Annotated in this window: 10 protein-coding genes; 2 read left to right on the top strand and 8 right to left on the bottom strand. The window is 46.9% G+C overall.

Annotation, left to right across the window (positions count from 1 at the left end):
* Positions 1-2: 2 nt before the first annotated feature.
* A complete protein-coding gene (locus tag C7Y71_RS10855; RefSeq protein ID WP_111898843.1) occupies positions 3-1,088 on the bottom strand; it encodes a phosphotransferase enzyme family protein in 1,086 nt (361 codons plus the stop codon).
* A gap of 221 nt (positions 1,089-1,309) precedes the next feature.
* Between C7Y71_RS10855 and C7Y71_RS10850 the strand changes: the two genes are divergently transcribed.
* Together C7Y71_RS10850 and C7Y71_RS10845 are read left to right on the top strand one after the other, a co-directional pair.
* Entirely contained in the window at positions 1,310-2,191 is an 882-nt protein-coding gene (locus C7Y71_RS10850) for a DNA-binding protein (protein ID WP_111898844.1), read from the top strand.
* 375 nt (positions 2,192-2,566) lie between these two features.
* A complete protein-coding gene (locus C7Y71_RS10845) occupies positions 2,567-3,085 on the top strand; it encodes a DUF4488 domain-containing protein (RefSeq protein ID WP_111898845.1) in 519 nt (172 codons plus the stop codon).
* Positions 3,086-3,266: 181 nt separating this feature from the next.
* Here C7Y71_RS10845 and C7Y71_RS10840 read toward each other — a convergent pair whose 3' ends face one another.
* The 7 genes from C7Y71_RS10840 to C7Y71_RS10810 form a co-directional block, all read right to left on the bottom strand.
* On the bottom strand, positions 3,267-4,094 hold the full coding sequence (locus C7Y71_RS10840; RefSeq protein WP_111898846.1) for a VanW family protein: 828 nt from the start codon (positions 4,092-4,094) through the stop codon (positions 3,267-3,269).
* A 32-nt stretch (positions 4,095-4,126) separates the two neighbouring features.
* Positions 4,127-4,876 (bottom strand): acyl-[acyl-carrier-protein] thioesterase, encoded by a 750-nt coding sequence (locus C7Y71_RS10835; RefSeq protein ID WP_111898847.1) that lies wholly within the window; start codon positions 4,874-4,876, stop codon positions 4,127-4,129.
* A 122-nt stretch (positions 4,877-4,998) separates the two neighbouring features.
* Positions 4,999-6,042: a ketol-acid reductoisomerase gene (ilvC, locus tag C7Y71_RS10830; protein WP_111898848.1), complete on the bottom strand. Its 1,044-nt coding sequence runs from the start codon at positions 6,040-6,042 to the stop codon at positions 4,999-5,001.
* Between the two features lie 32 nt (positions 6,043-6,074).
* On the bottom strand, positions 6,075-6,716 hold the full coding sequence (gene ilvN, locus C7Y71_RS10825; protein ID WP_226943467.1) for an acetolactate synthase small subunit: 642 nt from the start codon (positions 6,714-6,716) through the stop codon (positions 6,075-6,077).
* Between the two features lie 5 nt (positions 6,717-6,721).
* Entirely contained in the window at positions 6,722-8,422 is a 1,701-nt protein-coding gene (ilvB, locus tag C7Y71_RS10820) for a biosynthetic-type acetolactate synthase large subunit (protein ID WP_111898850.1), read from the bottom strand.
* A gap of 26 nt (positions 8,423-8,448) precedes the next feature.
* A complete protein-coding gene (gene ilvD / locus C7Y71_RS10815) occupies positions 8,449-10,248 on the bottom strand; it encodes a dihydroxy-acid dehydratase (RefSeq protein WP_111898871.1) in 1,800 nt (599 codons plus the stop codon).
* Between the two features lie 230 nt (positions 10,249-10,478).
* On the bottom strand, positions 10,479-12,668 hold the full coding sequence (locus C7Y71_RS10810; protein WP_111898851.1) for a glutamine synthetase III family protein: 2,190 nt from the start codon (positions 12,666-12,668) through the stop codon (positions 10,479-10,481).
* Between the last annotated feature and the right edge of the window lie 39 nt (positions 12,669-12,707).

The following is a 12,707-nucleotide window of genomic DNA, read 5'->3' as shown; positions in this document are numbered from 1 at the left end:
GATTACAACAGAGAGGCTATGAAGTCCTGCAATTCTTTCTGGTGTGCCTCTACACTCTTGAGAAGTGCAAACTGGTTTCTTGAGCGCACGAGGTTGTGCGTAGGATACTTGATGCCGAAGTAGGTATCGCCATTGATGTAGTCGGCAAGGAAACGCACGAGTTGCATGTAGGGGAACAAAGCGGCTGCGTATGGCAGGTTCTCTACCTCTATCGGTGTGAGGAACGCACCGGCAGTTTTGAGGTATCCCTTAGTAAATGCCTTGAAGATGTCCACGCGGAAATCAATAGCATCTACATTTGGATCGTCCTCTGCCAATGGGTTGGCAGCAGAGCGGAGATAGTCGCCGTAGTCTGAGAACACAAACGAGGGCATCACAGTGTCAAGGTCGATAACACAGAGCACACTGCCATCCTTGTCGAAGAGGATATTGTCCACCTTTGTGTCGCAGTGGCAGATGCGCTTGGGCAACTTGCCTTCGCGATAGAGGCGCTCGCTCTTGGTCATCTCTTCTTCACGCTTTGCAATTTCTTCCAGCAGGTCCTTTACTTCGGCAGCGCGTCCTTTTGGGTCTGCTGCCACAGCATCACGAAGCTGCTGCAAGCGGAACTCTATGTTGTGGAAGTCCTTGATGGTTTCTCCGAGTTCTATAGGAATATCTGCAAGCATAGCCTGGAATTCACCGAACGTTTCGCCCACAGTTGCAGCACTTTCGGGGGTTACTTCAGAGACAGAGAGCGTGTCGGGGATGAACACCATGATACGCCAATACTTTTCTCCATCGAAATAGTAATACTTATCTTCATCCTTGAGCGGAACGAATTCCAGGACTTTTCGGTTGATGTCAGGCGTATTGGCTGCTTCAAGTTTTGCACGGATGTGGTTCGTTACAGCCACGATGTTGCCCATGAGCATATCGAGGTCGGGGAACACGGCATTGTTCACACTCTGCAACACATAGTCCGGTGCATCTGGCTCAACCGTCTTAACTTTGTACGTGGTATTAATCAGGCCATTACCGAGAGGCTTCACCTCTTCGGGAGTGCCCTTGATGGCAAATTTGCCAACGATATCAAGCATTTCTGACATGGTAATTGATATTTAAAAGGTTTATAATATTTCGATATGCAAAAATAATATAAAAATTGAAAAATCGGAAAATCAAGATAAATTTAAGATGGAAACATTATCTCCAAATGTGGCTCTTCCAGTCATAACAAATTATATATAGACTTTGAAACGACAAACCTTGCCGTTATCGGCAAAAATAAGTATTTTTGCATTGATTTCAACAAAAATTTGCCGATAGCATGGAATACGTCTCTGTCAAAGAGTTTGCCAGGAAATATGGCATTAGCGAGCGTACAGCCCGCAATTATTGCGCCATAGGTAAGATTGAAGGTGCTTTTCAGACGGGAAAGACATGGAACATTCCTGTTGATGCCGTCTTACCACGAAAAGGAAAGAAGAAATTGTCTCCCTTGCTTTCGCGTTTACGCGAAGAAAAGGAAACCAGGTTAAAAGGAGGCATTTATCACCGGACGCAGATAGACTTGACATACAATTCCAATCACATTGAAGGCAGCCGCCTGACAAAAGAACAGACTCGCTACATCTTTGAGACAAACACCCTTGGCATCACAACAGAATATACGCACATTGACGATATTCTGGAAACTGTCAATCACTTCCGTTGCATTGACTATATCATCAACCACGCAACTGACAAGATTACGGAATACCACATCAAGCAACTGCATCATATTCTGAAAACCAACACCTCTGACAGTCAGAAGTCATGGTTTGCTGTCGGCGATTATAAAAAACTTCCCAATGAAGTGGGCGGTGCAGAGACCGTGCTACCGAAAGATGTGCACAAGCACATAAAGAGCCTTCTTTTGGAGTATCAATCGATAGACGTCGTTGACTTTGATGATATTTTGAATTTCCATGTGCAGTTTGAGCGGATACATCCGTTTCAGGACGGAAATGGCCGCGTAGGTAGGTTGCTAATGTTTTGGCAATGCCTGCAAAGTGGCATTGTTCCGTTTATTATTAACGAAGAACTGCGATTCTTTTATTATCGCGGCATACAGAATTGGGGGAAGATAAACGGATTTCTACGCGACACGTGCCTCACGGCTCAGGATTCTTATAAGGTATTGCTTGACTATTTCAGAATCAAGTATTAAGGGAATGTCCTATAAATAAGAATACACTTTATTTCTTGAACTGGAATAGTTTCTGTCCTTAAATTCAAATAAGAAGTGCAAGACTCATCCTGTGGGATTCACTGATTGAAATGTAAGTCAGAGACATCAAGTAGCAACATAAAAGCAAAAGGGAGACTTTCATCTCCCTGAGATTAACTACTTTTGTGTTGCATATGAAATATAAACAGCTAACCTCGCAGCAAAGGTACACAATCCAGAACGGATTAAAGCAAGGATTGAGAAAAAAGATGATCGCAAAGACACTATTATTCAAAAAAAATGTTTATACGTTTGAATTTCTTTTTTTTTTTGTAACTTGCGCCTTGAAACGAACAACTATATCTATTTTTTATCATGAAAAGGATACAATTATTGCTTTTAGCACTTTTGATAGGTGCATCCACGGGTGTTTATGCTCAGCAAGACAACGAGCAGCAACCTCCACAAGGCGCACCTGCACGCCCCGGCGACAAGAATGGTCCGCGCCATCATGGTCCGCGTGAACTGAAACTTGCAGGCATTTGGCAGCAAGTACAGCGTAACAGTGCAGACCAAACACTCGTATATCTCCCTGTTTGGAGAGTGATGCAAGGCGATGGCCATTTCCTCTCATTCGTTATTGCAAAGCCCAATGCTCCGGCATTCCTCATTATGGAAGGTAATTTCCATTCTGCAAAGCGAGACGGTCTTTTCCTTCAGCGTGTTCATAAGAGTCTGACCAACCCTGAATTGGAAGGACTTGAGATTCCCATCGAATATGTACTCATTGAGCCCAACCTCATGGAAATCAGATATATGATTCCAAGTCAGGATAAGCCCATCGTGGAGTCATGGGAACGCATTCAGATGAAAGTGCCCGAAGGCGTAAAATAAAAGAATGTCCTGTACAGAAACTCCAGAGCAAACTTAAACCGCGCAGGAAGTATCAAAATATACATCAAAAATGAAAGGCATCGCACTAACGATGCCTTTTTTAGTGTTCGAGGTGTTTAAGGCGTTTTGGTGTTCATGTTTATATATATTTGAACACTTGAACGCTTTGGGTTCAAGCGGATCATCTTATCATTTCCGCAGGTATAAGCGAATAATCGAACATCACTTCCGAATGGTTGTCCCACACGAGTTTCTTTTCCACCACTTCACCTGTATCGTGCTCAACTGTTTCCCTGTAGATTTTTGAGATGCGATAGAACTTTCCGTTATCAGCCTTGTGGAAATGGTGGTTTTCTTCAACGAGTCGGTATCTGTATGGAAAAAAATCTGTCGTTCTTAGTTCTGCATACAAATAATCATCTTCACACCATGTGCAGAGTTGAATGGGCAGATTAGTATCGTTTCTGAACCGGTAGTCTATAAAATTGTAGTTGACTGATGTTCCTGCACTATATGGCACACGTATGCCATCCGGGTCGGGTGCCAGTGCGTCTGAATGGTGATGTATTTCCGTTATGGTCAACGGACTATGCAGCACAACCAGGTTTATCGTATTAGCCAGATTGCACAATCCCCCGCCCATTCCTGAAATCAGTTTGCCGTTTACGATAACACGACCTTCTTTGAATCCATTGCGTTTTGACGTTTTGCCTACGTATTTCCAAAAGGAGAATGATTCCCCGGGTTGAAATACCAATCCGTTCATCTTGCTGGATGCCAGACGTATATTATCTGCCTTGTTATCTTGCAGGACAGGGTCTATGCCCGGTCCTTTCTTTATCATATAGTTGCTATTGCTTGATAACAAGACCGGCAGTTTTTCCTCTGCGCGTTCATTTGAATACACTTCTTTGCTCAACACATTCCTTATCTTTCGTTTCATTATCTCCTTCCGGAGCGATATGGCGTATGTCAGCGGGCTTATTTCGCAAAAAAGTTTCTTTGCCATTGGTTTGTTTGAACAATGCTGTGATTGTACGATTACTTAGCCGGAAAAAAATCAATTAAGCACTTTACAACACTTTCTGCATTGGGTTTCTTGATTTCACAAGCATATTTCTGATGCGACTGTTTTTCAATAAAGAATTGAAGATGGTCTCCAAAATAACTTTCAGCACTATATGTCATTTCCACCCTTCGCACTCGACTCATTAAAGGTTTAAGGTCATCAGGATACTGCTGATAAATCGTATCGAGTGCCATCTGTAAATACCGTATGGAATTCACATGTCCGTTAATATCAAGGTCGCCGTACATGGCATGTGTATCGCGTACTGCACCATCTGTCTTCACTCTGATTCGGGAGGGACCATCGATGGGTATCACCTGAGTTTCCACAGCATCATGAAAACTGCCGTTGGGCAGATGTTGCAAATCCGCCGGCATACGCGTATCCAAATCAATGAGTGCCCAAATGCTATATGCATGGCCGTATGCGCTTCCGTCAGGCTTTTTAATTGAAAAAAGGCGGTCTGTAAACTGACGATAGATTTTGCTTACCCACGTAGTGATGTCATAACATTCGCCCGTTCTTGGCATATCGTACATTTCGATAACCAAACGCGAGAGCACCCAAGCATGCTTTGCTGTCTGCATGTCGCTGAATCCAAAATGGTGCGAAGAAGCGCTGAGGTTAGCCACCCGCAACAGATGGTTACCAAGCACGCTCCATGAGAGTCTGCCTGTAACATCTTCCGTAAAAGGTTCGACAGTGAATTTATAAGTATCCATTAACCTTGTCTGATTTTTGCACAAAATTAAACAAAAATATATTTCTTGTATAACCTTATCAATGAAAAACGGCCTGCATTATCACTGCAAGCCGTCTTTTTGAGATGTGTTGCGCTATCTGTTTAGTTGTTCTCCGGGCGAAGTTTGCGAACAGTTTCACCGGTACGCCACATTTCGCTGTCTCTCAATGCAGCGAGTTCTGCCTCAAGTTTTACACGATAATCAGGCTGACTGTTGCTGTCGATACTGCGCTGTGCCTCCTCGCCTGTAGCCACACTCTGATAGAGTTTTTCCATTACGGGCTTGATAGCATCGTGGAAAGGACCCATCCAGTCGAGAGCACCACGCTGTGCCGTTGTGGAGCAGTTGGCATACATCCAGTCCATGCCATGTGCGCCAACCATAGGAAGGAGCGACTGCGTGAATTCCTCTACTGTTTCATTGAAGGCTTCTGAAGGTGTGTGGCCATGTTCACGGAGCGTTTCGTACTGTGCGAGGAACAGCCCCTGAACAGCCCCCATCAATGCACCGCGTTCGCCTGTAAGGTCGCTGAACACTTCGCGCTTGAAATCGGTCTTGAAAAGATAGCCTGAACCTACACCGATACCTACGGCGAGTGTGCGCTCTTCTGCGCGACCTGTTGCATCCTGGAATACAGCGTAAGAACTATTCAAACCGCGTCCTTCGAGGAAGAGTGTACGCAGAGAAGTTCCAGAACCTTTTGGTGCTACCATGATAACGTCAATGTCTGCGGGAGGAATAATTCCTGTGCGTTCCTTATAGGTGATACCAAAGCCATGTGAGAAATAAAGCGCCTTACCTGCTGTGAGGTGCTTCTTCACGTTGGGCCACTGTGCAATTTGTGCTGCATCGCTTAGAAGATAGCAAATAATGGTTCCGCGCTCGCAGGCTTCTTCTATGCTGAAGAGCGTTTCGCCGGGTACCCAGCCATCCGCAACTGCTTTTTCGAATGTCTTTCCTTCGCGCTGACCTACGATAACCTTGAAGCCATTGTCGCGCAGGTTGCATGCCTGTCCGGGACCTTGTACACCATATCCGATTACGGCAATGGTCTCGTCTTTCAGGACTTCGCGTGCCTTTTCCAAGGGAAATTCTTCACGGGTAGCAACTTCTTCTATTACACCACCAAAATTGATTTTTGCCATTGTTTTGTTTTTTTTAGAATTTATATTATTTGTTAATCTTCAGTTATTGCTTCTTTCTGTAATTTTCTGACTTTCAGGAAACTGTTGAGTTCTTCATGGCTCGACTTTGTTACAGCCACAATACCACTCGAAACGAACTGCAACATACATCCATGGTCGCGGAGAATATGCCGTAGTTCCACTATATCGCTTGGCAGTCCTTCAATAGAAACAATGGAATAAGTGGCGTTTACCTCCACTATCTTTGCTTCATGTTTTCGGATAGCCTTTGAAATGTCGTGATCTGCGATAAGTTTCGATGTTTCAATCTTATAGAGTGCCTGTTCCATCACATAGACATGGTCCTCTGTGTAGAAACGCGCGAGCACGACATCTATTTTCTTCTCTATCTGCTTGACCACCTTCTTCATCGTTTCAAAGTCGCTGCGACACGTTACCGTATAACGGTGCAGTCCTTTAAAACCCGATGGCGACACATTTAGGCTCTCTATGTTCAACTGACGACGTGTAAACACATTAGTAATCTGGTTCAGAACACCGGCAAGGTTCTCGGAGAAAATAATCAGTGTGTACCAGGTCTTACCATCGTTGACAACCGGAAACTTTGATATCTTGTTTTCTGGCACATTGCTACTGCCAGACATCTCAGATGCAAAAATATTATCATTCATCATAGGTTCTAATCTTCTAATTTCAATACCATATCGTCAACATCATGCCCCGGGAAGCACATGGGGAACACATTGTCCTCCTCCATTATTGCACATTGCAGCAAATATGGTCCGGGTGTGTTCACCATCTTCTCTATCTCGGCCTCCAAGTCTTTGCGCTCTATCACAGTTGCACACGGAATGTTGTATGCTTCTGCAATTTTCTCATAGTCGGGGTTGAGCATTGGCGTGAATGAATACCTGCGCCGGAAGAACAGTTGCTGCCATTGGCGCACATTGCCAAGATAATTATTGTTGAGCAGAATGATTTTCACTGGCGCACCCTGCTCCATGATGGTACCCAACTCCTGTATAGTCATCTGAAGTCCGCCGTCTCCAAGGAACACACAAACTGTTCGTTCGGGCGCACCAAATGTCGCTCCTATGGCTGCAGGAAGGCCATATCCCATTGTGCCCATACCACCAGAAGTTACCACGCTGCGACACTGCGTAAACTTGAAATAACGTGCCGACATCATCTGGTTCTGCCCCACATCGGTTACCATTACCGCCTTGTTCTGTGTGAGTTCCGAAACTTTACGTATGACTTCACCCATACGCAACGGTCCCTCTTTGGGGTGAATTTGCGGTTCGATGACCACACGGTTTTCTTCTTCATCGTAGGGCCGGAAAGCCTCTCGCCATTCTTTGTGCTCCTTCTTTTCGAGGAGAGCCGTAACGGCTGGCAAGGTGGTTTTACAATCACCGAGCACCGACACATCTACAGGCACATTTTTATTTATTTCAGACGGGTCGATATCGAAATGGATTTTCTTGGCTTGAGTGGCATAAGTGCTGAGTTTTCCTGTGATACGGTCGTCGAAACGCATACCTACGGCAATAAGCAAGTCGCACTTCTGCGTCATTTTGTTCGATCCGAGACTGCCATGCATACCCAGCATACCCACGTTCAGCGGATGGTCGGAAGGCAGCGCAGACAAGCCCAAAAGTGTACATCCTGCCGGCATACCTGCCTTTTCTATGAAAGCGCGTAGTTCTGCAGTTGCATAACCGAGTTCTACGCCCTGCCCTACCAAAACAAGTGGTCGCTCTGCCTGATTGATAAGACGCGCGGCATTTACAATGCTTTCTTCATCCGTTTCGGGCACGGGTATGTAACTGCGGATAAAATTTACTTTCATCGGTTCATACTCGGCTTTCTCCACTTGTGCGTTCTTTGCAAAGTCGAGCACTACCGGTCCCGGACGTCCGCTACTGGCTATATAGAAAGCACGGCTGACCGCCCAAGCCACGTCCTTTGCATCGCGTATCTGGTAAGCCCATTTGCAGACAGGCTGCATCATGTCCACCACGTCCACTTCCTGAAAAGCGTCGCTACCAAGCAGAGAAGCACCTACCTGACCGGCAATGACAACTATCGGTGTGCTGTCGATCATCGCATCAGCCACACCCGTAACGGTATTTGTTACACCAGGTCCGCTCGTAACGAGACAGACACCCGTCTTTCCGCTCACGCGAGCGTAACCTTCTGCAGCATGCGAGGCACCTTGTTCATGACGCACCAATACGTGGTTGATGCGATCTCTGTAATCATACAGGAAGTCGTATGTGGGCATGATGGCTCCACCGGGATAACCGAAGATGGTATCTACACCTTCGTTTATCAGCGATTCCATCAAAATCTGACCTCCACTAAGTATTTTGCCCATTGAGAATGATTTGTATCTGTTGTTGATTAAATTTCTCTTACTCCACCCTTGTCGGCACTCGTGACCATTGCAGCGTATGCTCTCAGGGCTTTCGACACCACCCTCTTGCGTTTGAGCGGCACTATAGGTCGCGCTGCCAGTTCTTCATCGGAAAGCAATACGTTAATCTTACGATTAGGGATGTCTATCTCAATGATGTCCCCATCAACTATTTTTCCGATGTTTCCTCCTGCTGCGGCTTCAGGCGAGATATGTCCGAGGCTCAGACCGCTCGTACCGCCCGAGAAACGTCCGTCAGTGATGAGCGCGCAAGCCTTGCCGAGATGGCGGCTCTTGAGGTATGATGTGGGATAGAGCATTTCCTGCATACCAGGTCCACCTTTCGGTCCTTCATGCGTAATTACCACCACATCTCCAGCCTTCACTGTTCCGTTGAGGATGCCGTCGCAAGCATCCTCCTGACTATCGAAGACACGTGCCGGACCTTTGAAGTACCAGCAACTCTTGTCCACACCTGCAGATTTGACCACACAGCCGTCTTGTGCGATATTACCGAAAAGCACAGCAAGCCCGCCATCTTTGGTGTAAGCATGTTCTATGTCGCGAATGCACCCCTCTGCACGGTCGGTGTCGAGTGTAGTCCACACAGCATCCTGAGATCCCATTTCTGTTGTAAACTTACCGCCGGGGGCACTGGAGTAAATCCGCTTGGCTTCTGCGTCAAGTTTTTCTGCGCATATATTGTATTTCTGGATGTCTTCTCCAAGTGTAGCACCATTCACTCTGATGGTATCGCGATTGATCAGCCCACCCTTGTCGAGTTCGCCTATGATGTTCAGGATACCGCCGGCGCGACCACATTCCTGCACACTGAATTTCTGTGTATTGGGAGCCAGTTTGCAGAGGCATGGCACCTTGCGGCTCAAGGCATCGATGTCGCTCATTTTGAAATCCACACCTGCCTCTGTTGCAACGGCCAGGAGGTGGAGAATCGTATTCGTTGACCCCCCCATGGCAATATCAAGCGTCATGGCATTGAGGAATGCCTCGCGTGTGGCTATGCTTTTCGGTAGTACGCTTTCATCGCCCTCACCGTAATACTTCATGGCATTCTCCACTATTTGTCGTGCAGCATTTTCAAACAGGCGGCGACGATTGACGTGCGATGCCAATATCGTACCATTGCCTGGCAAGGACAATCCGATGGCTTCCGTGAGCGAGTTCATGGAGTTTGCAGTAAACATGCCTGAGCATGATCCACAGCCCGGACAAGCACGGTTTTCTATCTCTGCCAATTCTTCATCACTGATATCTTTATCTGCACCTTTCACCATTGCTGTTACGAGGTCGATGTTCTCCCCTTTCCATTTTCCGGCTTCCATAGGACCTCCGCTAACGAAGATGGTCGGTATGTTCAGGCGCATCGCAGCGAGCAGCATGCCTGGCGTTACCTTATCGCAGTTGCTAATGCAAACCAACGCGTCTGCCTTGTGGGCATTCACCATATACTCCACACTGTCGGCTATGATGTCGCGCGAAGGGAGTGAATACAGCATACCGTCGTGCCCCATGGCTATACCGTCGTCCACGGCAATCGTATTGAATTCTGCCGCATAGCAACCAAGCCGCTCTATCTCGCGTTTCACAATCTGACCGGCATCGTGCAGGTGCGTGTGACCGGGAACAAACTGTGTGAATGAATTTGCTATGGCTATGATGGGTTTGCCGAATTGTCCGCGCTTCATACCGGTAGCCACCCAAAGGGCCCTCGCACCTGCCATGCGGCGGCCATCGGTACATAAACTGCTGCGCAATTTAATCTTCATATTTTGCGTATTGTCCATGTCGTAATGTATCGTCGTCTTTTCAAAAACGCAAATTTAGTCAAAAAATACCATTTTTTCAACCTTTCGCAGCATTTTATTCGTTGATTTGTTATTAAAATCACCTAAAAACGAGCATTTTGTTACATATAGGCTACAAACAAGCGAGAATGAACGCCTCGGTACATCCTCGCTTCTGAATCTCTTTCCGGTCGTTCAACCTAACAACTACCCTATCTTATGAAAAGCAGTTCACGATATTTGGGCAGCGTCCACATCTCGTCCTCCACGATGAGTTCGAGTTTGTCGATATGGCGCCGTATTTCTTCGAGATAGGGCACGATGTTATCATGATAGGCAATCGCCTTTTCGCGTATGTTCTCAATGAGGTTCGCCTGCTTTCTTGCCTCCACCATTTTGTCTGCCTGTTCTGCGATGGTATTGGTGTGGACATTTATTTTCTCAATGAGGTCTATATTGTAGGATGTCAGTCGCTTTGCATCTTCTGTTGAGAATGCCGATTGTATCTTCTGTACATTGTCCACAAGCACCGTCTGATATTTTGTGGCAACAGGAATGATGTGGTTCATGCAGAGGTCGCCGAGTACACGACTCTCTATCTGTATGCGTTTCTGATACGTTTCCCACTTTATTTCGTCGCGTGCTTCGAGTTCATTCTTGTGCATCACGTTCATGTCCTCAAACATCTTTATGCTCGAAGGCAACAGATAGCGGTCAATGATGAGCGGCACACTTGTTTCGCAGTCGAGTCCGCGCCGGTTGGCTTCTTCTTTCCATTCGTCCGAATAGCCGTTACCTTCGAACACGATTGGTTTGCAAGCCTTAATATCCTCGCGCAGGACATCGAGGACAGCCCCGATTATGCTCTGTCCACCTTCAATCAAAGCATCCACACGCTGCTTGAAGAGCGTCAGTGCCTCTGCCATTGCAGTATTGAGCACTATCATCGCAGCAGCACAGTTGGCACTACTTCCCACTGCGCGGAACTCGAAGCGGTTTCCTGTAAAAGCGAAAGGCGATGTGCGGTTGCGGTCGGTGTTGTCCACCATGATTTCGGGTATCTGCGGAATGTCGAGTTTTATGCCGTGACGACCTTCAATGTTGAACAGTTCCTCTGTCGTTGACTCCTCGATTTTTCGCAGGATCTCTGTTATCTGCCTTCCGAGGAATGCGCTGATGATGGCAGGAGGAGCCTCGTTGGCACCGAGACGGTGGGCATTCGATGCGCTGATGATGGAGGCTTTCAGCAGACCATTGTGTTTATATACAGCCATAAGCGACTCTACGATAAACACGGCGAAACGCAGGTTATCCTCCGGTGTCTTGCCCGGACCGTGGAGGAGTGTACCGGTGTCGGTTGTGAGCGACCAGTTGTTGTGCTTACCACTTCCGTTGATACCAGCAAAGGGCTTTTCGTGGAGCAGACAATGAAAACCATGCTTTTTGGCTATCTTTCGCATCAGCGACATCAGGAGCATATTGTGGTCCACCGCGAGACTGCATTCTTCAAAGATGGGCGCTAACTCAAATTGGTTTGGTGCTACCTCATTATGCCTTGTCTTGCAGGGAATACCGAGTTCCAATGCCTGAATTTCAAGGTCTTTCATGAATTCTGCCACACGTTCGGGGATAGCACCGAAATAGTGGTCGTTCATCTGCTGGTTCTTTGCAGAATCGTGCCCCATCAGCGTACGCCCTGTCAGCATCAGGTCTGGGCGCGCACCATACAGGTCCTCATCTACGAGGAAATACTCCTGTTCCCATCCCAAATTGGCTGTAACTTTCGTCACATTAGGATAGAAGTATTGTGCCACAGCAGTTGCCGCCTTGTCGAGTGCAGCAAGGGCTTTTTTCAGTGGGGCTTTGTAGTCGAGTGCCTCTCCGGTATAGGATATGAACACCGTCGGTATCATCAGCGTGTCGCCGATGATGAAAACTGGTGAAGATGGGTCCCATGCCGAGTAGCCGCGTGCCTCGAACGTGGAGCGGATACCGCCGTTGGGGAACGACGATGCATCGGGCTCCTGCTGTATCAGTTCCTTGCCCGAAAAGTTTTCTATCATACCTCCCTTGCGGTCGTGCTCCACGAATGCATCATGTTTCTCTGCCGTGCCTTCTGTAAGAGGTTGAAACCAATGAGTGCAGTGCGTAACGCCGTTCTCTATTGCCCAGCGCTTCATGCCATCAGCCACTTCATTGGCCACCTCCATCGTCAGGGGCGTTCCCTCGTCGATGGCTTCGCGAAGTTTCGTGTATGTGCTTAGCGGTAGATACTTGAACATCTTTTCCTGATTGAATACGTACTTTGCATAGTATTCACTCGGACGTTCTGAAGGTACTGCCACTTCCAGAGGACGTTTTTTTGAAGCGGCCTCCACGGCTTTAAATCTTAATGATGTCATAACTTGTGTATGATTAAAAAACTATTTGCGCCAAAAATG

The sequence above is a fragment of the Pseudoprevotella muciniphila genome (assembly GCF_003265305.2).
In the GTDB taxonomy this organism is placed as follows: Bacteria; Bacteroidota; Bacteroidia; order Bacteroidales; family Bacteroidaceae; genus Alloprevotella; species Alloprevotella muciniphila.
This window is presented reverse-complemented; position numbering and strand designations above follow the sequence as displayed.